General features: G+C 74.4%; 14 protein-coding genes. 7 read left to right on the forward strand and 7 right to left on the reverse strand.

Annotation, left to right across the window (positions count from 1 at the left end; all coding sequences use genetic code 11):
* Window positions 1–434: 434 nt before the first annotated feature.
* Window positions 435–1,907 (forward strand): FAD-dependent monooxygenase, encoded by a 1,473-nt coding sequence (locus tag ACZ6KF_RS28420; RefSeq protein ID WP_356632036.1) that lies wholly within the window; start codon window positions 435–437, stop codon window positions 1,905–1,907.
* Window positions 1,908–2,060: 153 nt separating this feature from the next.
* Here the strand turns inward: ACZ6KF_RS28420 and ACZ6KF_RS28425 are convergent, their stop codons facing one another.
* Together ACZ6KF_RS28425 and ACZ6KF_RS28430 are read right to left on the reverse strand one after the other, a co-directional pair.
* On the reverse strand, window positions 2,061–5,000 hold the full coding sequence (locus ACZ6KF_RS28425; RefSeq protein ID WP_469240957.1) for a SpoIIE family protein phosphatase: 2,940 nt from the start codon (window positions 4,998–5,000) through the stop codon (window positions 2,061–2,063).
* Window positions 5,001–5,333: 333 nt separating this feature from the next.
* Window positions 5,334–5,507: a hypothetical protein gene (locus tag ACZ6KF_RS28430; protein WP_356632042.1), complete on the reverse strand. Its 174-nt coding sequence runs from the start codon at window positions 5,505–5,507 to the stop codon at window positions 5,334–5,336.
* Window positions 5,508–5,951: 444 nt separating this feature from the next.
* Here ACZ6KF_RS28430 and ACZ6KF_RS28435 point away from each other — a divergent pair, with 444 nt between their 5' ends.
* From ACZ6KF_RS28435 to ACZ6KF_RS28460, 6 genes are all read left to right on the forward strand, one after another.
* Window positions 5,952–8,177 carry a molybdopterin oxidoreductase family protein gene (locus ACZ6KF_RS28435; protein ID WP_469178928.1) on the forward strand — a complete coding sequence of 742 codons (2,226 nt, stop codon included), beginning with the start codon at window positions 5,952–5,954 and terminating at the stop codon, window positions 8,175–8,177.
* Window positions 8,174–9,592, forward strand: coding sequence for an FAD-dependent oxidoreductase (locus ACZ6KF_RS28440; protein ID WP_469240960.1), 1,419 nt, complete (start codon window positions 8,174–8,176; stop codon window positions 9,590–9,592). The genes ACZ6KF_RS28435 and ACZ6KF_RS28440 overlap by 4 nt, the downstream gene beginning before the upstream one ends.
* Entirely contained in the window at window positions 9,589–10,806 is a 1,218-nt protein-coding gene (locus ACZ6KF_RS28445; protein ID WP_356632048.1) for an FAD-dependent oxidoreductase, read from the forward strand. The genes ACZ6KF_RS28440 and ACZ6KF_RS28445 overlap by 4 nt, the downstream gene beginning before the upstream one ends.
* A gap of 726 nt (window positions 10,807–11,532) precedes the next feature.
* On the forward strand, window positions 11,533–12,669 hold the full coding sequence (locus tag ACZ6KF_RS28450; RefSeq protein WP_469240963.1) for an endo-1,4-beta-xylanase: 1,137 nt from the start codon (window positions 11,533–11,535) through the stop codon (window positions 12,667–12,669).
* A gap of 312 nt (window positions 12,670–12,981) precedes the next feature.
* On the forward strand, window positions 12,982–14,574 hold the full coding sequence (locus ACZ6KF_RS28455) for an MFS transporter (protein WP_356632052.1): 1,593 nt from the start codon (window positions 12,982–12,984) through the stop codon (window positions 14,572–14,574).
* Between the two features lie 248 nt (window positions 14,575–14,822).
* On the forward strand, window positions 14,823–15,731 hold the full coding sequence (locus tag ACZ6KF_RS28460) for an aromatic prenyltransferase (RefSeq protein ID WP_356632054.1): 909 nt from the start codon (window positions 14,823–14,825) through the stop codon (window positions 15,729–15,731).
* Between the two features lie 139 nt (window positions 15,732–15,870).
* On the opposite strand, the gene ACZ6KF_RS28465 is transcribed toward ACZ6KF_RS28460, so the two are convergent.
* The 5 genes from ACZ6KF_RS28465 to ACZ6KF_RS28485 all read right to left on the reverse strand — a co-directional run bounded on the left by ACZ6KF_RS28465 (window position 15,871) and on the right by ACZ6KF_RS28485 (window position 22,834).
* Complete coding sequence (locus ACZ6KF_RS28465) at window positions 15,871–16,542, reverse strand: TetR/AcrR family transcriptional regulator (RefSeq protein WP_356637270.1); 672 nt, start codon at window positions 16,540–16,542, stop codon at window positions 15,871–15,873.
* Window positions 16,539–18,089, reverse strand: a complete 1,551-nt coding sequence (locus ACZ6KF_RS28470) for an MFS transporter (protein WP_356637268.1) — start codon at window positions 18,087–18,089, stop codon at window positions 16,539–16,541. Before ACZ6KF_RS28470 ends, ACZ6KF_RS28465 begins: the two co-directional genes overlap by 4 nt.
* 19 nt (window positions 18,090–18,108) lie before the next feature.
* Complete coding sequence (locus ACZ6KF_RS28475; protein ID WP_356637266.1) at window positions 18,109–19,479, reverse strand: MFS transporter; 1,371 nt, start codon at window positions 19,477–19,479, stop codon at window positions 18,109–18,111.
* Between the two features lie 201 nt (window positions 19,480–19,680).
* Window positions 19,681–20,766 carry a methyltransferase gene (locus ACZ6KF_RS28480; RefSeq protein ID WP_356637264.1) on the reverse strand — a complete coding sequence of 362 codons (1,086 nt, stop codon included), beginning with the start codon at window positions 20,764–20,766 and terminating at the stop codon, window positions 19,681–19,683.
* Between the two features lie 523 nt (window positions 20,767–21,289).
* Complete coding sequence (locus tag ACZ6KF_RS28485; protein WP_356637262.1) at window positions 21,290–22,834, reverse strand: DUF6851 domain-containing protein; 1,545 nt, start codon at window positions 22,832–22,834, stop codon at window positions 21,290–21,292.
* Window positions 22,835–23,022: the final 188 nt, after the last annotated feature.

Consider the following 23,022-nt stretch of genomic DNA (forward strand, 5'->3'; position numbering starts at 1 on the left):
GCGCGCGGGAAGGGGCGCCGCAGCCCGGTCGCGGCGGCGGCTCCGGGGCGGCGGCTCCGGGGCGGCAGCCCCGACGGCAGGCGGACGGCGCCTCGCGGTGGCCGCCGCCGCCCGCGGCCGGGCGGGGTCCGCCGTGGGGCGGCCGGGAGGCCGGGAGGCCCACGGCCCGGAGGGCGCCCGCCCGCCGGCGGTCCGACTCCCCCTTCACCAGGGCCTTTCAGCGCCCTTCCAGGCGGACACGAGGTCGGGTTGAGCCCGCAATGGTCCACTACGGGCACAAAGAGACAGCCTGTTCAGGGCGCGGTGCGCCGCGTTGCCCCCGCCTGCTGTTCCACGCCGTGCCGGCCCTCGCCGCACCGCCGCCCGGGCAACGCATCCCACAGAACGACAAGAAGAAGCATGACCGCCCTGCCGTACAGTGAGGACAAACCCACATGGACAGGACATCGAGTGCGGACGTCATCGTCGTCGGAGGGGGCCCCACCGGACTGATGCTGGCCGGCGAACTGCGCCTCGGAGGGGCGAGCGTCATCGTCGCCGAGGAACTGGCGCAGCCGACCGGCCAGTCCCGCGCCCTGGGATTCACCGCCCGCACCCTGGAGACGCTGGACCAGCGCGGGCTCGTCCCGCGCTTCGGCGACCTGGAGACCAGCCCGATGGGCCACTTCGGCGGGGTCCCGTTCGACTACACCGTCCTGGAGGACGCGCACTTCGGGGCCCGCGGGATCCCGCAGTCGCAGACGGAGTCGATCCTGGAGGCCTGGGCGCTCGAACAGGGCGCCGACATCCGCAGAGGCCACAGGTTCCTCGCTCTGGAGGAGGACGAGGAGGGCGTCACGGTCACCGTTGCCGCCCCCGGCGGCGGACGGGAGCGGCTGCGCGGGCTGTTCCTGGTGGGCGCCGACGGCGGGCACAGCGCGGTGCGCAAGGCCGCGGGAATCGACTTCCCCGGCACCTCCGGGACCCAGCTCATCCATCTCGCCGACGTGGCGGGCAGCGGGGTGCGGCTGCGCCCCCTCGGCGAGCGGCTGCCGGGCGGCCTGGTGCAGGTCTTCCCGATGCCCGGCGGCGTGGCCCGCATCATCCTCTCGGAGTACGGCACCTCGCCCGAGGACGGGGACGGCAGCACCGGGTTCGCCGAAGTCGCCGCGGCGTGGCAGCGGGTGACCGGCGAGGACATCTCGGGCGGGGAGGCCCTGTGGGTCAGCTCCTTCACCGACTCCACCCGCCAGGCCGCCCAGTACCGCAAGGGCCGTGTGCTGCTCGCCGGCGACGCCGCGCACATCCACCTGCCCGCGGGCGGCCAGGGCATGAGCACCGGCATCCAGGACGCGGTCAACCTGGGCTGGAAGCTCGCCGCCACCGTCGGGGGGTGGGCGCCCGAGAACCTGCTGGACACCTACCACGACGAACGCCACCCCGTGGGCGCCCGGCTGCTGTCCAACACCCGCGCCCAGGGCATGACCATCTTCGGCGGCGACGACTCCCAGGCGCTGCGCGACCTGTACGCGGAACTGATCGACCTGGAGGAGGTCAGACGGCATCTGGCGGGTGCGGTCAGCCACCTCGACATCCGCTACGACGTCGGTCCCGACGCCCATCCGCTGGCCGGCCGCCGGCTGCCGCCGCGCACGCTGGAGACCCCGGACGGGCCGGTCCGCACCCCCGAACTGCTGCACCAGGCGCAGGGCGTCCTGCTCGACCTGGCCGGCGCGCCCGGGGTGCGGGAGGCTGCGACCGGCTGGAAGGGACGGGTCACCACCGTCGCCGGTACGCTGTCCTCCCCCTTCGACGAGGTCGCCGCGCTCCTGGTCCGCCCCGACGGGTACATCGCCTGGGCGGGCGACGGTGGACCCGGGCTCGACGAGGCGCTGCGCCGCTGGTTCGGCGACCCCGACCCCGCTTGAGACGACCAGCCGTCCGCCGCCGCGCGCGGGTGCGGGGCGCCGTGCCGACGGCGACGGCGGGTCCCCGGGCTTTGGCCGAGGGCCTCGGGGCCGGCGCTGACGGGAACGCGGAAGGGCCGGCGCCCGTGCGGTGCCGGCCCTTCCGCGTTCCCGTCAGCGGTCGTAGGGGTCGTCGTAGAGGCTGAGCAGAAGGTCTTCCTCGGCGCCGGGGTCCAGGGACAGCGGCAGGGACTCCCGCAGGGGCTGTTCGGCCCAGACCGTCTTGCCCCGGGTGCGGTAGCGGGCGCCCCAGGCGTGGGAGTAGCGGGCGACGAGGAACAGACCGCGGCCGCCTTCCTCGGAGGCCCCGGCACGCCGTATGCGCGGGGAGGAGTTGCTGTGGTCGGTGACCTCGCACACCAGGGACTCGCCGCGCAGCAGGCGCAGCTGGACGGGGCCGGAGCCGCCGTAGCGGACGGCGTTGGTGACCAGTTCGCTGACGATGAGGGCGGTGCCGTGGGCGAGGTGGTCCAGGCCCCACCGGGTGAGGCGGCGGTCGACGAGGGCGCGGGCCTCGCGGACGGAGGAGGGTTCGGGGGGCAGTTCCCACTGGGCCACCCGGTCGGGGGCCAGGACGCGGGTGCGGGCCAGCAGGAGGGCGATGTCGTCGTGCGGGCCGTCGGGGGCGAGGGCGGCGGTGATGTCGTCGCAGGCGCGTTCCAGGGAGGGCTCGCGGCGGGCGAGCGCGGTCAGCAGGTCGTCGAGGCGGTCGCCGGGGCGTGCCTGTCCGCGGGAGGTGACCAGGCCGTCGGTGTACAGGGCCAGGACGCTGCCCGGGGGGATGTCCGTGGTGGCGGAGGCGTAGGGGACGAAGCGGCCCAGGCCCAGCGGGGGGCCGGCGGGCAGGTCCAGGAGGCGGGTGGCGCCGTCGGGGGTGGTCAGGACGGGCGGCGGGTGGCCGGCGCGGGCGGCGGTGCACTGCCGGGAGACCGGGTCGTAGACGGCGTACAGGCAGGTGGCGCCGCTGGCCGGGTCCTCGGCCTCGCTGTCGGGGGCGAGGCGGCTGACCAGGTCGTCGAGGCGGGCGAGGACCTCTTCGGGCGGGAGGTCGAGGTCGGCGAGGGTGCGCACGGCCGTGCGGAGGCGGCCCATGGTCGCGGCGGCGTGCAGGCCGTGTCCGACGACGTCGCCCACGACCAGGGCCACCCGGGCGCTGGAGAGGGGTATCACGTCGAACCAGTCGCCGCCGACGCCGGTGCGGTCGTCGGCGGGCAGGTAGCGGGAGGCGACCTCCACGGCGAGGGAGGGGGTGATGTCGCCGGGCAGGAGGCTGCGCTGGAGGGTGAGACTGGCCAGGCGTTCGCGGGTGTAGCGGCAGCCGTTGTCCACGCAGGTCGCCGCCCGTGCGGTCAGTTCCTCGGCGAGGGAGATGTCGTCCTGCTCGAAGGGGCGGTCCCTTCCGGCGCGGTAGAAGGTCGCGATGCCCAGGACGCGGTCGCCGTAGCGCAGCGGGACGGCCAGCAGCCAGTGCTCGCCGGGGCCGAGGTGGCGGGCGGCGGCGGCCGGCGCGTCGTCCGGGGCGGCGTCGGCGGCCTCGCCCAGGACCGGTTCCAGGACGGTGCGGGCGCGGGCGAGGCAGCGGGCCTGCGGGGTGTGCGGGGGGTAGGCGAAGGTCTGGCCCGTTCCGAAGCGGCTGCCTGCGGCACCCGCGGCAGGGGCGGCGCCCGCGGCGGGGACGGCGCCGGCGTGGGCCGCGGTGCGCAGCAGGAGGGCGGACGGCGGCAGGGGGCCGGGGGGCGGTTCGGCGCCCCGGACGACTCCGTCGGCCAGGTCGACGGTGACCAGATCGGCCAGGCGCGGCGCGAGCGTGGCGGCGAACACCTCGGTAATGCGGCGGACGTCCAGGGTTTCGACGAGGCGGGCGCCGGTCTCGTTGAGCAGTGACAGCCGCTGCCGGGCGGCGACGGCGAGCTTGCCGACGCCGGGCTCCCCCACCAGCAGCAGCCGGTGGTCGTCCTGGCCGGCGGGGCCACCGGGCGCGGCGAGGGCGAGGGACGGGGGCGCCGGGCGGGCGGCGGCGGGGGGCTGCGCGGGGGGTCCCGCGGCGGAGGGCTGCGCGAGGGGTCCGGCCGCGGGGGGTATGGGGGGCACGGGGGCCGGGGCGGCGCGGCCGGGGAGCGGGTGGTGGGTCCGGTGGTGCGGTGGGCCGGGGCTGAGGCTGACCTCGATGGCGACGCCGTAGGCCTCCCCGTGGTGCACGGAGCGGCGGCGCAGCAGTGCCGTGCCGCCGCCGTGCAGCGGCACCTCCACGAGGGCGGCGCCTTCCGAGGAGATCATCTCGGTGGCCTTGTGCAGGAGGGCGGCGCGGTCCTCGCCCCTGAGCGTGCGCAGCGGTTCCGGTGAGGCGGCCGCAGCGCCGGGGCGGGTGTCCAGCACGGTGTGCGCGGGCCGGTCGGTGGCCAGGAACTGCCCGGCCAGCGCGCGCTCGCGGGCCGTGCTCAGTTCGAGCAGGCGGTGCTCGGCCCGGCGGACGGCGTCCTCGAGCAGGACGGCCATCCTGGGGTGGGCGGCGTCACGGGGGATGGAGAGGTTCAGCACGGCCTCGACGCCGCCGCTGATGGGGTCGTGCACCGGGGCCGCCATGCAGACCAGGACCTGGAAGCTGTGGAAGAAGTGCTCCTGCCCGACCACGACGAACGGGGCGCGGGTGCTCAGCGCCATGCTGATGCTGTTGGTGCCGATGTGCCGCTCGGCGCAGCTGGCCCCCAGGACCAGGGAGGCGTCGTCCATCAGGGACAGCTGGGCGGCGTCTCCGCGGCGGGCCACGATGGTGCCCTGGGCGTCGGTGACGAGGATGGCGACCGGGACGCCCGCGAGGCGGTCGTTCAGCTCGTCCAGGGCCGGGGTGCAGGCCCGTACCAGACGGGTGTCCGTGTCGAGGTCCGGTTCCAGGGGCACGACCAGCTGCTGCTGGCTGACGCCGAGGGACCGCGAGCGCCGCCAGGAGGCCAGGATCGCCTCCCTGACCTCCTCATCGGTCGGTTCGCGGCCGTGGTGCAGGAAGAGTTCGTGGGCCCGGGCAATCCTGCGGGCACCGCTCCACGGATCGGTCATGGGCCCGTCCTGGACGAATGGTCGGTGATGTCGGCGACACCGGCGGCGTCGGCGACCTGGGTGACGAGGAGGCGCTGACGACCGGCCGGTGAGGGGCACGGCGTGCCGGGTCCCGTGCAGCCCGTGCACCCCGCGTCCGGCAGATGCGTCCACAGTGCCGTCATACGGTTCCATCGTAAGCGCGCGGGCGGACACGGCACGCCCGCCCCGCGGCCCGCGGCCCGGGCTCCGGGCTCCGGGCTCCGGGCTCCGGGCTCCGGGCTCCGGGCTCCGGGCTCCGGGCTCCGGGCTCCGGCGGACGGTTTCCCGGGGCCGTGCGGCCGGGGCCCGCCGTCAGCCGCCCGGGGTTCTGGGGAGGTGCCCGCCGTGGGGGACGCCGGGAGCCGGCGCGGAGCGCATCACCCGGGCCAGGTCGCGGTGTATGCGGTCGGCCTCGCCCCGGACACGGGCGGGGACGTCGCCGCGCTCGGCGACGAGACGGGTGTAGATCGGGGTCTCCTGGAACATGACTGTGCATCCTAGGCGGGCCGCCGCCGGTGCGCCGCCGGTGATCGCTTCCCGGGCGTCGGCGGCGCCGCGCCCGGCCCCGCCGGCGCGGGCGGGTTGGGGGGCCGCGGTGCGGGCGGGGGCGGTGCGGCGGTGCGGGCGGGCTCAACTGGCCCTACTGGCAGGCGAGTCGGGCCCGAGCCCGGTGCCGTAGCGTGACCTGGCGGGCTGTACGATCCGCCCCGCTCGCACTGGAGCGGCCGCCGCCTGGCGGGCCGGGCCGCGGGGGGCACGACCCGGAGGGAACCGAGGAGAAGATGATCAGCCAACGAGTCGCCTGCGGGCGGCTGACCGCGCACGCGAACCCCGGTGACGAAAAAGGACGGAAGCAGGCCGTCCGGCCCGTCGGCGGGCCCGCGGACCGTCCGTACCGTTCCATACCGGCGCCGGGGCAGGTGCGTCACCGTGTCCGCTGAGCAGACGGCCGCCGGGCACGCGACCGGCGGGGACACGGCCGCCGAGCACACGGTGGGCGGGCAGGCGGCGGCCGAGCACACGGCCGTCGGACACCCTGCGGCCGGGGACGCGGCGGCCGGGGACGCGGCGGCCGGGGGCACGGCCGCGCCGTCGCGCAGTGCGACCCACTGCCCGTACTGCGCCCTGCAGTGCGCCACCGTCCTGTCGGGCGGGCGGGGGCAGACGTCCGTGGAGCCGGTGGCGGACTTCCCCGTCAACCGGGGCGGGCTGTGCCAGAAGGGGTGGACGGCGCCCGCCGTGCTCGGCGTGGCCGACCGGCTGGTGACGCCGCTGGTGCGCGGCGCGGACGGTGAACTCGCGCCGGCCGGCTGGGACGAGGCGCTGGACCTGGTGGCCGGGCGGCTGGCGCACATCCGCGCCCGGCACGGCGCCGACGCGGTCGCGGTGTTCGGCGGCGGCGGGCTGACCAACGAGAAGGCCTACACGCTGGGCAAGTTCGCGCGGGTCGCCCTGGGCACCAGCCAGATCGACTACAACGGCCGGTTCTGCATGGCGTCGGCGGCCGCGGCGGCCGGGCATGCCTTCGGCCTGGACCGCGGGCTGCCGTTCCCGGTCTCGGACCTGGACGGGGCGGAGGTGGTGCTGCTGGCCGGGGCCAACCCGGCCGAGACGATGCCGCCGCTGATGCGCCACCTGGAGCGGGCGGACCTGATCGTCGTCGACCCGCGCCGCACCCGCACCGCCGAGCTGGCCGCGCTGCACCTGCAGCCCGTGCCCGGCACCGACCTGGCCCTGGCGCTGGGCCTGCTGCACCTGGCCGTCGCCGAGGGCCTGCTGGACAAGGAGTACGTCGAGCAGCGCACCAGCGGCTTCGACGCGGCCTGGGAGCCGTGCGCGGCCTGGTGGCCGGAGCGGGTGGAGGAGGTCACCGGGGTGCCCGCCGAGGACCTGCGCACGGCGGTGCGGATGCTGGGGGCGACCCGCAGGGCCTACGTGCTGACCGGGCGCGGGGTGGAGCAGCACAGCAAGGGCACCGACACGGCCTCGGCGTTCATCAACCTCGCCCTCGCGCTGGGCCTGCCCGGCCGCGCGGGCAGCGGCTACGGCACCCTGACCGGGCAGGGCAACGGGCAGGGCGGGCGCGAGATGGGCCAGAAGACCGACCAGCTGCCCGGCTACCGCTCGCTGACCGACCCGGCCGCCCGCGCGCACCTGGCCGGGGTGTGGGGCGTGGACGCCGGCGCGCTGCCCGGGCCGGGCCGCAGCGCCTACGAGCTGCTGGACGCCCTGGGCACGGACGGCGGGCCGCGGGCCCTGCTGGTGTTCGGGTCCAACCCGGTGGTCTCCGCGCCGCGGGCCGGGCACGTGACCGAACGCCTGGGCGCGCTGGACCTGCTGGTGGTGGCCGACTTCGTGCCCTCGGAGACGGCCGCGCTGGCCGACGTGGTGCTGCCGGTGACGCAGTGGGCCGAGGAGGAGGGCACGATGACCAGCCTGGAGGGCAGGGTGCTGCGCCGGCGCGCCCATCTGGCCCCGCCGCCGGGCGTGCGCAGCGACCTGGAGGTGCTGGGGGCGCTCGCCGTGCGCCTGGGGCAGCCCGCGCACCGCTTCCCCACCCGCCCTCGGGAGGTCTTCGAGGAGCTGCGCCGCGCCACGGCGGGCGGCATCGCGGACTACAGCGGCATCAGCTACGACCGGCTGGACGCCGGCGAGGCGCTGCACTGGCCCTGCCCCGAAGAGGGCCATCCCGGCACGCCGCGGGCGTTCCTGGACCGGTTCGCGCACCCCGACGGGCGCGCCCGGTTCACGGCCGTGGAACACCGGCCGCCGGCGAGCGAGCCCGGCGGCGACTTCCCGCTGTACGCGACGACCGGGCGGGTGCTGGCCCACTACCAGTCGGGCGCGCAGACCCGGCGGGTGGCGGAGCTGGCCGGGGCGGCGCCGGAGGCGGTGGTGGAGATGCACCCGGACACCGCCCGCCGCTTCGGTCTGGCCGACGGGGACCTGGCGGAGGTGTCCTCCGTGTCCGGCACGGCGCGGGCGCGGGTGCGGGTGACCGGCGCGGTGCGGGCCGACACGGTGTTCGTGCCGTTCCACTTCCCGGGCGCCGGCCGCGCCAACCTGTTCACGTCCGACGCGCTCGACCCGCGCAGCCGGATGCCGGAGTTCAAGGTGAGCGCGGTGCGCGTGGCCCCGGCGGGTGAGCGTCCGTGAGCGGCGTCGTCATCGTGGGCGGCGGCCCGGCCGGGCACCGGCTGGCCGCCCGTCTGGTCCACCACGGCCACCCCGGCCCCGTCACCGTGATCGGGGCCGAGCCGGGGCCCGCCTACAACCGGGCCCTGCTCGGCTCCGTCCTGGACGGCACGCTCGAGGCCGGCCGGACCGCGCTGCCCGCGCTGCCGGACCGGGTGCGCCGGCTGACCGGGGTGGAGGTGAGGGCCGTCGACCGGGCCGCGCGCACGGTGCGCACCGGCGACGGCCGCGAGCTGCCCTACGGGGTGCTGGTGCTGGCCACCGGGGCCCGGCCGAGGCTGCCGCGGGTGCGGGGCCTGCTCCGGCCGTGCGGGCGGCCGGCCGACGGGGTGCGCACGGTGCGCACCCTGGCCGACTGCCGCCCGCTGCCGCCCGGGCCCGCCGTCGTCCTGGGCGGCTCGGTGCGCGGCGTGGAGACGGCGCTGGCGCTGCGCCGGGCCGGGCACGAGACCGTGCTGGTCCACCCCGCCGGCCGCCTGATGGACCGCTACCTGGACGCGGAGGCCTCCGCGGTCCTGGCCGGGTGGGCGGCCGGGCAGGGCGTCGACCTGCGCCTGGGGCGGCGGGCCGAGGAGTACCGGCCGGGCAAGGTCGTCCTCGACGACGGCCAGGTGCTGGCGGCGGGCGCGGTACTGCTGTGCACGGGCACGGTGCCCGAGACGGGGCTGGCCCGGGCCTGCGGTCTCCAGGTCGAGGACGGGCCGGCGGCCGGGGTGGTCGTCGACGGGCTGCTGCGCACCGGCGACCCGCACATCCACGCGATCGGCGACTGCACGGCACCCGCGGGCGCCTTCGGCCGCACGGTGCTCGGCGCGTGGGAGCAGGCCGAGGCGCTCGCCCTGCTCCTCACCGGCCGCGGCGGGCCGTACACGCCCGGGCGGCGGGTGCTGCGGCCGCGCACCCCGGGCAAGGACCTGGTCGTCCTGCCGGCGCACGGGACCCGGCCGCCGGGGGACGGGGAGCGGACCGTGGCCCTGGCCGACCCGGCGCGCGGCCGTTACGCCCGCCTGGTCCTGGACGGGGACCGGATCCGTGAGGGAGTCGTCATCGGCTCGCCCCGTGCGGTGGCCGCGGTCAGCGGGCTCCATCTGCGCGGCGCTCCCGTGCCCGGCGACCTGTTCGCCCTGCTGGCCGGCGGCGACGGCGTCTACGCGGGCGGCGGGCAGCTCCCGCCGGACGCGGTGGTGTGCCACTGCAACAGCGTCACCAGGAGGGCCCTGGAGGACGCCTGGCACGCCGGCGCCCGCGACGAGGCGGCGCTCACCCGGGCGACCCGGGCGACCACGGGCTGCGGCAGCTGCGCCTCGCTGGTGCGCACGCTGTGCACGGACCTCGCCGGCGCGGGCGCCGGCGAGCGGGAGGGGGAGCTGCGGTGACGGCGACGCGCACGCTGGTGGTGGCCGGGCACGGCATGGCGGGCCACCGGCTGGTGGAGGAGATGACCGCCCGCGACCGCGAGGGGCGGTGGCGCATCGTGGTGCTCGGCGAGGAGCCGCGGCCCGCCTACGACCGGGTGGCGCTGTCGTCGCTGCTGTCCGGCGCCGCGCCCGGCGACCTGGCCCTGCCCGCCCCCGGGCGCGCGGACCGGGTGAGCCTGCGCCTGGGCGCCCGGGTGACCGGCGCCGACCCGCGCAGGCGGACGGTCACCTGCCACGACGGCACCGAGATCGGCTACGACGCCCTGGTGCTGGCCACCGGATCGCGGCCGTTCGTGCCCCCGGTGCCCGGCCACGACCTGCCCGGCTGCTTCGTGTACCGGACGGTGGAGGACGTCGCGGCGATCCGCCGGGCCGCCTGCCCGGGCCGGGCGGCGGTGGTCGTCGGCGGCGGACTGCTCGGCCTGGAGGCGGCCGACGGGCTGAAACGGCTGGGCATGCGGCCCCATGTCGTCGAGCTCGCCCCGTGGCCGATGCCGCAGCAGATCGACGAGACGGGCGGCCGGGTGCTGGCCCGGTCCCTGGAGCGGCTCGGGATGGCCGTGCACTGCTCCACGGGCGTGCGCGCGGTCACCGCCGGCCCCGGCGGCCGCGCCGGCGGGGTGGAGCTGGCCGACGGGAGCGTGCTGGAGGCCGCGCTCGTCGTCTTCGCCGCCGGGATCCGCCCGCGCGACGAACTCGCCGCCCCGCTCGGGCTGGCCCGCGGCGAACGCGGCGGCTTCCTGGTGGACCGCTGGTGCCGCACCGCCGACGAGCACATCTGGGCCATCGGCGAGTGCGCGGCCGTCGCGGGCCGCTGCCACGGACTGGCCGCCCCCGGCCTGCGGATGGCCCGCACCGTGGCCGGCCTGCTGCTCGGCGAACCGGGCGAGGCGTTCGACGGCACGGACGACGCCGCCGAACTCAAGCTGGCCGGCGCACCGGCGGCCGGCTTCGGCGACGCGCACGCCCGCACGCAGGGCGCGATCGCGTACGTGCGGGAGGACCGGCGCGCCGGCGCCTACGCCAAGGTCGTCCTGGCCGCGGACGGGCGCACCGTCCTGGGCGGCGTCCTCGCCGGGGACACCCGCGCCTACCCGGCGCTGCGCGCCCTGACCGGCCGTGAGCTGACCGCGTCCCCCGACGAACTGCTCGCCCGGGCGGCCGGAGCCTGACGCGCCCCGCGTCTGCCGGTCCCGGGCACCGCGGGACCGGCAGACACCGGGCCGCCCGTCGACGGGGACAGCGTCGCGCAGGACGGCAACGGTCACGGCGCCCATGTGGCCACCACCGTCGCGGGCTCCGCCCACGGCGTCGCCAAGAAGGCGACGTGCGGCCGCGCCTGTGCGGGGCGGCGCCCGCCGGCCGGCCCCTCGGGCGGGGCCGCGGGGGGATGCCGGTGAGAAACCGGCGCGCCGGCCGGAAGCCGGCCGGGGGTGACCTTCGACGTCGAAAGCGGCCTCATCCGCACGCCGCGCCTGCGGATCCACCCGGACGAACCCACCGGCCTGCGCCGCACCGGCGCCTGACCGGCCCGGGCGGTCCGCCGCGGCTTTCCGAAAGCGCGCCTCCCCGGCCGGGCGCTTGCCCGCCGCCGCGCCCGGTCCCCGGCCGTCATCCCGGCGCCGGCCTTCCGTGCGGCGGGCGGCCCGCTCCGCAGCGGCCGGCCCGGACCACGGCAGCGGCCAACCAGTCAGCCCCACACGTCTTCTGACGGACCGTCATGCCCGCCGTGCCGCCGCGGGCCGCCGCGACCGCCCGGCGGGCGCCGGACGGCGGGCGCAGGGCGTGCGTGCACGGGTATTGACCTTGCGCTCGGCGGGCCTTTAGCTTCCCTCATTCCCAAATGTTTCGGGCTCCATTTCGAAACATTCGAAGAACGACGGAATGAGACTCCCCGCATGAGACCCATTCGCTTCGCCACCGTGGCCGTGAGCGCCGCCGCCCTGTCCCTGCCGCTCGTGACGGGTGTGGCCACGGCCGACCCGGCGGACGGCCGCCAGGCCGCGCCGCACTCCGAGGCCCGGTTCGACCGGCTGCGCGAGGCCGCTCCCGAGGGCTTCGTCGTGGGCACCGCCGTGGCGGGCGGCGGCCACCACCTGGAGCAGGACTACCCGGACCCGTTCACCTCGGACAAGGAGTACCGCAAGGTCCTGGCCCGCCAGTTCAGCTCGGTCTCCCCCGAGAACCAGATGAAGTGGGACTTCGTCCACCCCGAGAAGGACCGTTACGAGTTCGGGCAGGCCGACGCGATCGTCGAGTTCGCCGAGAAGCACGGCCAGGTGGTGCGCGGCCACACGCTGCTGTGGCACAGCCAGAACCCGGCGTGGCTGGAGCAGGGCGGCTTCTCCAAGGAGGAGCTGCGGGCGATCCTGCGCGACCACATCACCACCGTCGTCGGCCGCTACGCCGGCCGGATCCAGCAGTGGGACGTCGCCAACGAGATCTTCGACGACCAGGGCCGGCTGCGCACGACGGACAACATCTGGATCCGCGAGCTGGGCCCGGGCATCGTCGCCGACGCCTTCCACTGGGCCCACGAGGCCGACCCCGAGGCGCTGCTGTTCTTCAACGACTACAACGTCGAGAGCGTCAACGCCAAGAGCAACGCCTACTACGCCCTGACCAAGCAGCTGCTGGCGCAGGGCGTGCCGGTGCACGGTTTCTCCGTGCAGGCCCACCTGAGCACCCGTTACGGCTTCCCGGGCGACCTGGAGAGCAACCTGCGGCGGTTCGACGCACTGGGCCTGGAGACGGCCGTGACGGAGCTGGACGTGCGCATGGACCTGCCGGAGAGCGGCGTGCCCACGGAGGCGATGGAGCAGAAGCAGGCCGACTACTACCAGCGGGCGCTCGAGGCGTGCCTGGCCGTGGACGGCTGCAACTCCTTCACCATCTGGGGCTTCACCGACAAGTACTCGTGGGTGCCGGTGTTCTTCCAGGGCGAGGGCTTCGCGAACGTGATGACCGGCGACTACACCCGCAAGCCCGCCTTCTGGGCGCTGCGGGACACCCTGAAGGAGGCGCGCGAGAACTGAGCCGCTCCCCCGCCGGGCCCCGTCCGCCCGGCGGGGTCCGCCGCCCCCGCACCGGTCCTCCAGGCCGGTGCGGGGGCGTTTTCGCGTGTCCGGGCGGCCGTCTCCAGCCGGACAAGAGCGAGACGCTCCCATACCCCAACGGCTCTAAAATGAGAGCTGCTATCATTTACTTATGGCTTCCAGAAGCTGTCGGCCGACGCCGGCCGGCCGGAGGGACGACACCCCCGGCCGTCTGCGCCTCACCGCCGGCGCGGCCCCCGGCTCCACCGCCTGACGTCCGGGCGCGCCCTGCTCTTCCTCCGAGAGGTCTCCATGAGTACGAACCCTGAACAGGTGGCACCCGCCGACGGGGGCGGGGGCGCGCTGGACGCGCGCCAGCTGCGCGCGATCCTGATCACCACCTCGATCGCGCTGATGGCCGTCATGGCGTCGATGTCCGGGCTGAACGTCGCCCAGACGCACATGGCCGTCGACTTCGACACGTCGCAGAACACGGTCCTGTGGATCATCAACATCTACACCCTCACCCTGGCCGCGCTGCTGCTGCCGCTCGGCGCGGTCGGCGACCGCCTGGGCCGCAAGCCCATGCTGATCGCCGGTCTGCTCCTGTTCGGCACCGCGAGCGTGGTGGCGGGCCTGGCCCCGAACGCCGAGGTGATGATCGCCGCGCGGGTGGCCGGCGGCGTCGGCGCGGCGATCATCATGCCCATCACCCTGGCCGTCATCACCTCCACCTTCCCCGAGGAGCAGCGCGGGAAGGCGATCGGCGTGTGGACCGGCGTCGCCGGCGGCGGCGGCATCGTGGGCATGTTCCTGTCCGCCCTGCTCGTCGACGTCGCCGACTGGCGCTGGCTGTTCGCCCTGCCCGTGGCGCTGATCGTCACGGCGCTGGTGATGACGCTGAAGTCGGTCCCCAACTCCCACGAGCGCTCCCGGCACGCCTTCGACACCGTCGGCGCGCTGCTGTCCGTCGTCGCCGTGGCCGCCCTCGTCTACGCCCTGCAGGAGGGACCGGACCGCGGCTGGAGCGCCTCGGTGACCGTGGCGGGCCTCGCCGTCGGCCTCGCCGCCACGGCCTGTTTCGTGGTCTGGGAGCTGCGCCGCCGGGACGCCGCGCTGCTGGACGTGCGCCTGTTCCGTGAGCGCGGCCTGGCCGGCGGCTCGGTCACGCTGCTCGTGGTCTTCGGTGTCCAGGGCGGGATCTTCGTGGTCCTCTTCCCCTTCCTCCAGGCCGTGGTCGACTGGTCGGCCCTGCTGTCCGCGGCGGCGCTGATGCCCATGGCCGTCGCGATGATGACGGCCTCCGGCCTGACCCCGAGGCTGGCCGCGCGGATCGGCCCCCGCGCGACCATGAGCGCGGGCATCGCGCTGACCGGCGCCGGCCTGGCGCTCATGGCCCTGCTCGTCTCCGTCGACGGCGGCTACCTGTCGATCCTGCCCGGCATCATCGTCATGGGGCTGGGCATGGCCCTGTCCATGGTGCCCTCCACCGAGGCCATCACCCGCTCCCTGCCGCGCGAGAAGCAGGGCGTCGCCTCCGCCCTCAACGACGTCACCCGCGAATTCGGCACCGCGCTCGGCGTCGCCATGCTCGGCGCGATCCTGACGGCCGGCTACCGCAGCGCCATCGACGACGACCTCGTCGGCGTCCCCGCGGAGGCCGCGGAGCCCGCGCGGGAGGGCATCGCCACCGCCCTGCAGGTCGCGGACGGCGCGGGCGCACGGGCCCTGGCCGACGCCGCGAAGCAGTCCTACATCGACGGATGGCAGCAGTCCATGTGGGCGGGCGCCGCCGTCATGGCCGTGCTGCTCGTCTACATCGTCCTGCGCGGCCCGAAGGACACTCCCGCCAAGCCCGCACCGGACACGGCGCAGGAGGACCCCGAGGCCGTCGCCGCCCGGTGACCGCACAAGAAACCCGATAACCCGATAAGCCGGGCGGCGTGCCGGCCGGACCCCTCTCCGGGGACCGGCCGGCACGCAATTCACCCCTGCCCGGCCACGAATTCCGGATTCTTTCGGAAACACCCGGCGGATGACCGTGCGCGGATTTTATGAATAGCTCATTTCGAGTGATCCTCTAGCCGCCGCTGATAAAGTTTCGAAGAAAAATACGCAGAGGAATCAGCGGCGCCGACTGCTTGGAGATGGCGATGTCCAGGGGCATTGTGGCGGAAGAAATATATTCGGCGATCAAAGACTCGGCCATGCTGGTCGGCGCCCCCTTTTCGCACGAAAGGGTCTGGCCGGTCCTGTCCGCGTTCGCGGACGGATTCTCGGACGACGGCGGAGTCGTCCTGAGCCTGCAGGCGGGCGGCCGGGTCACGGAGTTCGAGTACTCCGTGCAGATCGGCGCCGGGATCGCCGACCCCTACACGCACGCGCTGGCGCACGGGTTCTTCACGGAGACGGACCGCCCCGTGCGGTCCCTGCTCGCGGAGATCGGGGCGCTGGCGCCGACCGGCGAGCACTACATCGACTGCGGGATCGTCGGCGGTTTCAAGAAGATCTACGTGAACTTCCCGCACGCCCTGCAGAAGGTGTCGGCGCTCGCGGCGCTGCCCTCCATGCCGGACGCGGTGGGCGGCAACGCCGAGTTCTTCGCCCGCTACGGCCTGGAAGACGTGGCGCTGGTGGGCGCCGACTGCCGGAACAAAACCGTCAACCTGTACTTCCAGCTCGCCGAACCGCTCGCCGGGAACCTCACCCCGGACACCGTCCGGGAGATGCTCCGCGAAACCGGGATGAGCGAGCCGAGCGAAAAGATGCTGGCGTACGCGGGAAAGGCGTACCGGGTCTATGCGACGCTCGGCTGGGACGCGAAGGAGATTCTCCGGATCTCCTTCGCGCCGCAGCCGCGCCGCGCCATCGACCTGTCGCTGCTGCCCGCCCGGCTGGAGCCTGCCGTCGAGCAGTTCATGCGGGTCACGCCGCACAAGTACGCCGGCGACCTCCTCAACGCCACGGCCGCGAAGTGGTCGAAGGAGAAGGAATTCCTCGACCTGGCCGCCTACTACCAGACTTCCGTTCTGCATCTGAAGGCCATCGAAGAGCAGAAATGACGGGCCGGGCCGCGTCCCCCCAACCCGCGGCCCGGGCCGGTTCTGCCTGAAACAGAAGAAGGGGCCCTTTCTCGCTCGGCGCCGAGCGAGAAAGGGCCCCTTCTTCTGCCGGGTTTCCGCCGGGCGGAAACGGGAGGCGTCAGGCGCCGCCCGGTCCGCCGGCCGCCGGGCGGCCGACGGCGTCGGGATGCTCCAGCACCGCCAGAGCCCGCCCGATCATCTCCACCAGGTCGGCCTCCTCTTCGTATTCTCCCCACAGCACCTGGTGGAAGGCGCCCGTGACGGCGCCGACCAGGACGCGCAGTTCGAGGTTGTCCGCGGCCAGGCCCGCCCGTTCGGCCAGGACCTCGCCCACGGACTCGACCCACCGGTCCTGCTCCTCGCCCACCAGGGCCCGGATCGCGGGCACCTGGCGCACGAGCCGGCGCCGCCACCGGTACTCCTCGCTGAACTCCCCGGCGAGGCGGCGCACCGTCTCGGTCACCACCGCCCGCAGGGCGGCCAGCGGCGGTTCGTCCGCGGGCCGCTCGCGCAGGAAGGCCATGGTGAACCGGGCGTAGTCGTCCGTCAGGACGATGTGCTCCTTGCTGGGGAAGTAGCGGAAGACCGTGCTGGGCGAGACCTCGGCCGCCGCGGCGATCTGCTCGATGGTGGTGTTGTCGTACCCTCGCTCGTCGATCAGCCGCCGGGCCGCTTCGCGGATGGTCTGACGGGTCCGCAGTTTCTTGCGTTCGCGCAGGCCGAGGTCGGCTCCGGCGACGCCGGCTGCCGACGCCGCTGCGCTGGTCGTTGCAGAGGGCATGGGGCTCATTGTCGCGCACCGTCCGCGATGCCGGACGACGCCTCGGTCTCGGGCTGCTCCGCGTCCTGCGCGCCGGGCGCGGCGTGCCGGCTGTCGGGCAGCTTGAAGGCGGCGAGCGCGGCCGCGACGACGCCGGCGATCGCGCAGACCAGCAGCACCGCGCCCATGCCCTCGACGAAGGCGGACTCGGCGGAGCGGGCCAGCTCGGGCAGGTCGAGCCTGGCGGCGACCATCTGCGCGGCCACCACGGACTCCTCGGCGGCCTCGGCCGCCTCGGACGGGATCCCGCCGGTGTCGACCCGGTCGGCGAAGACGCCGTTGAGCACGCTGCCCAGCAGGGCGATGCCGATGGCGCCGCCGACCTGGCGCAGGGTGGTGTTCAGGCCGCTGCCGGTGCCCTCCTTGCCCTTGGGCAGCACGCCGAGGGCGGTGTCCAGGGCAGGCACCATGACGAGGCTCACGCCCAGGCCGGTGAGGACCATCCACACCACGGTGAAGCCGTAGCCGGAGTCGGTGCTGGTGGTGCTGCCCAGGAACATCGCCAGGGACATGATGAGCAGGCCCGCGATCACCAGCGGCCGGGTGCCGACCTTCAGGGTCAGCGGCGGCACGATCTTGGCGACGACGATCATGCCGGCCACCAGCGGCATCATCCGCAGGCCGGTGCCGAAGGCGTCGTGGCCCTGGATGACCTGGAGGTACTGCGGCAGCACGAACATCAGGCCCATGAACACGAACATGCCGAGGATGAGGAAGACCGTGTTCCAGCCGAAGACCGGGTTGCGCAGCAGTTCCAGGTCCACCATCGGGCGGGGCCGGCGCTTCTCGCGCAGCACCAGGCCGGTGAGCATCACCAGGCCGCCGATCAGCGCGGCGAGGATGACGGGGTCGCTCCAGCCCTCGGCGGGCCCCTCGATGACGCCGTAGACGAGGGCGGCGAGGCCGAGGATGCCCAGCACGGTGCTGAGGACGTCGACCGGTGGGGCGGAGGGGTCCTTGGTCTCGGGGATCAGCAGGGCGCAGGCGACGATGCCGATGGCGACCAGCGGGATGTTGATGACGAAGACCGACCCCCACCAGAAGTGGTCGAGCAGCCAGCCGCTGATCAGGGGCCCCAGCGGCAGGCCGATCGAGACGCCCACGGTGATGATCGCGATGGCCTTGGTCTGCTCCTCGCCCTTGAACAGGGTCGGGATGGTGGACAGCGTGAGCGGCATGATCAGCGCGGCGCCCAGGCCCATGACGGCGCGGGCCCCGATCAGCGCGCCCGGGTCGTCGGCGAAGATCCCGATGATGGAGCCGCCGAGGAAGATCACGAGCCCGGCGAGCAGCAGCTTGCGCCGGCCGAAGCGGTCGCCGAGGAAGCCTGCGGGCAGCATCGCGGCGGCGAAGATGACGGCGTAGGAGTCGACGATCCACTGCAGCTCACCGGTGGACGCGCCGGTCTCGGCGGCCAGGGTGGGCAGGGCGACGTTGAGGATCGTCGTGTCGAATCCGATGACGAGGACGCTGATCGTCAGACCGATCAACGCTAACCAGCGATTTTTAACAGCCATACGAAAAAGGTAGCAGCTGTCACTTGACAGTGAATAGGGATTCGGCGGGGGCCGCTTCCGGTTGCGGCTCGGGGCCGCGGGCGGGCAGCGCCAGCGTGGCCAGCAGGCCCGCGCCGACCGGGGCGGCCAGCACCAGCAGGACCGTGGCCAGCGACCAGCCCGCGTCGACCATGACGCCGCCGAGCACACCGAAGACCAGCGGGCCCGTCTTGCCGACACTGTTGGCCCAGCTGACGCCGGTGGCGCGGGCGGAGGGCGGGTAGGCGACCGCGGCCGCCGCCTGCAGCACCGAGGTGGCCGCCGGCAGGCACAGGCCGAGCAGGAAGGCGGCGGCCAGCAGCGCGGCGAACCGGCCGGCCGTCCCGGCTGCGGCCGCGAGTCCCGCCGCGGTCAGCGCCCACAGGGCGGTCAGCACCCGGAACCGGTCGAACCGCTTGAGGACGAAGGACACCGAGAGCTGCCCGATCAGGCCGCCCCACCCGAACGCCGCCACGGACACCGCGGCCTTCGGGTCCGACAGGCCCTCGCGCTCGGCCAGCAGCGGCAGATAGGTGATGATCACGAAGGCGACGCCCTGCCCCAGGAAGAAGCACAGCCACAGCAGCAGGGTGGTGCGGGCGAAGTCCCGGGACAGCACCACGCGCGGGGAGGGCCGCTGGCGCCGGCGCACCGCGGCGTGCTCCCAGTTCACGCCGGACAGGTCCGCGTCCGGGAGAACGGCCTGCACGGCGCCGCGCAGCTGCGCCGGCGGCCGCCCGCGGGCGGCGAGCACGCTGACGGACTCCGGGATGACGCGGACGATCGCCGGGATCAGCAGCAGCGGCACGATCCCGCACACCACCAGCAGCGTCTGCCAGCCGGAGGCGGGGATGAGGACCGAGGCGAGGATGCCGCCGAGGGTGGTCCCGGCGGTCATCCCGGCGAAGGCCAGCGCGACCATCTGGACCCTGCGCCGGGCGGGCATCCAGTCCGCGACGAGGACCATCACGGTCGGCAGCACCGCGCCCAGTCCCAGGCAGGACACGGTCCGCAGGACGGCGAACGGGCCGATGGAGTCGGTGAATCCCATGGCGAGCGTGCCCAGGCCGAAGGCGGCGGTGCCCGCGAGGGTGACGACCTTGCGCCCGTAGCGGTCGGCGAGCGGGCCGGCGGCCGCGCCGCCGGCGATCATCGCCAGGACGCTCAGCGTGACGGTCGCGGTCACCAGGCTCAGGTCGATGTCCCATTCCTTGCGGATTCTGGGATAGACGAAGGCGGCGACGGAGGTGTCCAGTCCTTCGGCCACCATGGTCAGCAGGCCCACCGCCACGATGAGCCGCTGCCGACGGCCCATCGGCCGGTGGTCGATGAACTCCTGCGGGCCCGGTCCGGCCGAGGCATCCGTGGTCATGAGCGGCAGCCCCTTTCATCTGAGGTGCACGGGGGGTGCGCGGTGTGTCCTGGCCCGCCGGGCGGCGGGCGGGGACACACCGCGCGGGGGACGGTGCGGTGTCGCGGGGAGAAGGGCGCCGGCGGGCGGGCGGTGCGCGGCCGGCGCGGCAGGACGCCCGCCCGTGCGAGGGGGCGCGGGGGGGGGACGGGGGTCAGCCGCTCACGCGGTCTTCGTCCCGCACAGGACGGCCTCCACGGGCAGGGCGTGCGGCAGCATGTCGGCGGGGTCCTCGATGACCGTCTTGGTGACGGTGAACCCGCACTCCTCCAGCCAGTTGCGCCACGTCGACGTCTTCTGGGCCCCGCCCTGCCCCATGGCGCAGCCGATGAAGAAGGAGGGGAAGAAGTCGACGGTGTAGTTGTCGGGGTCCTTGATGTCCTCGGGGAACACCGGCACCAGGAGGTGGACCTGTCCGCCGGGCTCCAGCGAGCGGTGGACGCCCTGCAGGATCCGGAAGACGTCGCTCTTGTCGAACATGGGCAGGAAGTGCTTGATCAGGACGACGTCGAACCCCGTGGGCACTCCGTCGAAGACGTCGCCGCCGATGAACGAGCAGTGTGCGTCCACGCCGTGGGCCCGGAAGTTGTCCAGGCACTCCTTCTCCTTCTCGGGCAGGTCGAAGGTCGTCACCCGCAGCCCGGGCGACGCCTTGAGCCGGTGGGTGTGGATGGCGCCCAGGCCGGTGTTCCCGGCCAGGTCGAGGACGCGCGAGCCGGGGGGCACGTCGATGTTGTCGAAGAACCAGGGGTCGATGTGGGCGGTCTCGCCGTTCATCAGCCGCGCCCAGGGCTCGCGCAGTTCGAGGTGTTCCGCCAGTGCGTCGTAGAGGTTTCCCTCGTGTCCGTAGAGCTCTCGGAGGCCGACGACGGTGCCGGTGCGCACGCTCTCGGTGAGATGGAACAGCTGCCGGAACGCGACCATCTTGATCATGTCCATGCGGGCGCGGACCTGGCGCAGGTCGCTGTCGCCGATGTCCGCGAGCGCGTCGAGGGTGTAGCCGCCGCTGTCCTCGTCGCGGGCGACGAAGCCTTCCTTGACCAGCAGCAGCAGCAGTTGTTCCACGGCGTCCGGCTTGGCGCCCACGGCGTCGCCGAGTTCGGCCGCGGTCAGGCCCGGGGTGTCCCGGAGCAGGTCGACGACGCCGAGCTCGAAACAGGACAGCAGGCTCATGAACCGCGAGGGTCCCACCATGTAGTCGCGCAGTCGGGTGAACGTGGCTCGCGGTGTCGGCGTGTGGGGTGTCATGGCATTGGCCCTTCTGGAGTCGGCCGAATGCCCGCTGCCTGGGCGGCCGGCCGGCCGCGGACGGCGCCCGCCGCCCGGTGTGCGCGGTGGTGCGCGGCGAACCGCGGCGCTCGGCCTGCGGGGATCGGCGTCGGGTCGGTGCGCCGGAGGAGTCCGACGGCGGCCGGCGGATGCGCCGGCGTGCCGCGCCGCCCGAAGGGGCGGGGCGGGCGGGGTGGTGCGGTGCGTGTGGGGGGTGTGAGCCGGCGGCGACGGCCCCGGCGCCGGGCGCCGCTCGGGCGCGCGGTGGGCTCCCGAACCGCCGGCGGGCGGCGGGCGGGGCGCTCAACTCACTGCCCGGTCAGTGACTTTCGGGCAGGACGTTCGTGCCCAAAGAGTGACACGGGCGGCACATCGCCGCCTAGAGCCTCCGATCGTGACGTAAGTCACCTGCGCGAGGGGTGTTCCGGCCGGGCACCCCGAAGGGCTCCCGGCGCTCGGGATCGAGCACCGGGAGCCCTTCGGGGTGCGCGGAAGAGGGACGTCAGTCCTTGACGTCTCCCTCGACCTGCCGCTTGACGAACTCGTGGGCCATGTCGCCGAACTTCCTGCCGAAGTCCAGGGCCCTCTCGACCGTCTTGCCGAAGTGGACGCCGCCCCACACGCGGCTCCTGGCGCACGCGTTGTCGAGGTCGGTGAAGGTGGCGAGGTGGATCTTGAGGTCCCTGGCGGGGGCGATGTCCGGCTCCACCAGCATCGAGCCGGCCGGGAAGTCGATCGTCCAGTCCAGTTCGTCGGTGCCGAAGAAGCGCCGGGCCGTCTGGGAGGCGGCCGCACAGATACAGGTGGAGCCCGACGGGTACTCCGGGTGGTCGCTGACGGGCAGGTAGCTGGCCCACTCGGAGGCGCGGATGTCGTTGACCGTGCCCATGCCGGGCCCGCCCCAGGCGGTGATCTTGCTGCGGCCGTACACGTGCCGGACCGCGCTGAACGGCCGCACCGCGTCGTACTTGACCTTCTGGTACCAGGCGGCGATCAGCGTGTCGAACGTCGCCAGGATGTGCTGGACCATCCAGTGGGCCCAGCCGTGCACGCCGAGGGCGTCGTCGGGGTCCTGGTTGCGGGCGACGACGATGGACGCGAAGCCGATGCCCCAGAGCTTGTTGTCCATGATCTCGGCGAGCGCCTTGCGCTCGTCGGTGAGGGTGGCCGACGCCTCGATGATCTCGTCCACGGAGCGCTTGTAGGCGCGGACGTTGGTGTGGTCGCTGTGCGAGGGCGGGGCGAGCAGGTAGCGGGAGGGGTCGGAGAAGATGTGCGGCTTGGTCCGCCCGATCTGCGGGGTGACGAAGTGCTGGGAGACGAAGATGCCCATGTCGCCCGGGCCGCCGCCGACGCGGCGGCCGTTGTGGGGGCCGAGCTTGGGCTGCCAGCGCGAGGGGTTGACCAGCTTGTAGGGGGTGTTGACGGGCTCGTAGCCGGTGTAGTCCTCCCAGGGCTGGCGGTTGTACTTGCGGCCGCCCTCGTCGCCCAGGACGTTCATGCCGTCGTGGCTCAGGGCCGCCCAGGCGTTCTTGGCGGCCACGTTGCCGATGCCGACCGGGCTGGTCAGGTTCTCCGAGGTGTCGTCGGGGTTCAGGCCCATCTGGACCATCATCTGCTTCAGGGCGCCCACGTTGCGCGGCAGCAGGCGCTTCCAGATGCCGAGCTGGGCGTGGATGGCGGCGATGTTCATGTTCCGGTTGGTGGCGGACTCGCCGGAGGGGCGGCGCGGGATGCGCGAGTAGATACCGACCGCGGTGGGGTGGTACGGCGCCAGCGCGTCGAACACCGCAAGGATCGCGGCGCGGTTGGTCCACAGGAAAACGGTCGCGTCCATCGGCCCGATGAACTCCAGGCTGGGCGCGTTCCTGCCCGCCTCGTCGTCGTCGGGCTGTGCCCACCTGACGTAGTTGTCCCTGTCCAGGTCGAAGTCCACCGGCAGCGGTTCCTCGCCGGTGGCGGCGCCGGCCGTACGGGAGAAGGCCAGCATGGACAGTGCCGTGGCCGAGGCGCCGCCGAGCAGCAGTGATCTGCGGGACGTCTTCATGGTCGTGTTTCCTTCTGTCGAGGAATTCGGGATGTGCGAAGGCTGCGCCGCGGCTTTCGGGGGCCGGTGGTCCCGCGGCGGCGGGCGGGCCGCGGCGGGACCACCGTGGAGCAATGGGCCGGTTTCCCGGCGTGGCGCCGGACGTCCTCGGGGCGGGATCCGCCCGCTCCGCGCACGGCGAAGCGCGC

It is taken from the genome of Streptomyces sp. NPDC046379, assembly GCF_055587785.1.

Bases quoted from the DNA above. Each gene is read 5' to 3' on its own strand.
- ACZ6KF_RS28420 (WP_356632036.1), top strand. From the start codon at position 435: ATGGACAGGACATCGAGTGCGGACGTCATCGTCGTCGGAGGGGGCCCC.
- ACZ6KF_RS28465 (WP_356637270.1), bottom strand. From the start codon at position 16,542: ATGAGCCCCATGCCCTCTGCAACGACCAGCGCAGCGGCGTCGGCAGCC.
- ACZ6KF_RS28450 (WP_469240963.1), top strand. From the start codon at position 11,533: ATGAGACCCATTCGCTTCGCCACCGTGGCCGTGAGCGCCGCCGCCCTG.
- ACZ6KF_RS28470 (WP_356637268.1), bottom strand. From the start codon at position 18,089: ATGGCTGTTAAAAATCGCTGGTTAGCGTTGATCGGTCTGACGATCAGC.
- ACZ6KF_RS28455 (WP_356632052.1), top strand. From the start codon at position 12,982: ATGAGTACGAACCCTGAACAGGTGGCACCCGCCGACGGGGGCGGGGGC.
- ACZ6KF_RS28480 (WP_356637264.1), bottom strand. From the start codon at position 20,766: ATGACACCCCACACGCCGACACCGCGAGCCACGTTCACCCGACTGCGC.
- ACZ6KF_RS28430 (WP_356632042.1), bottom strand. From the start codon at position 5,507: ATGTTCCAGGAGACCCCGATCTACACCCGTCTCGTCGCCGAGCGCGGC.
- ACZ6KF_RS28425 (WP_469240957.1), bottom strand. From the start codon at position 5,000: ATGACCGATCCGTGGAGCGGTGCCCGCAGGATTGCCCGGGCCCACGAA.
- ACZ6KF_RS28460 (WP_356632054.1), top strand. From the start codon at position 14,823: ATGTCCAGGGGCATTGTGGCGGAAGAAATATATTCGGCGATCAAAGAC.
- ACZ6KF_RS28485 (WP_356637262.1), bottom strand. From the start codon at position 22,834: ATGAAGACGTCCCGCAGATCACTGCTGCTCGGCGGCGCCTCGGCCACG.
- ACZ6KF_RS28475 (WP_356637266.1), bottom strand. From the start codon at position 19,479: ATGACCACGGATGCCTCGGCCGGACCGGGCCCGCAGGAGTTCATCGAC.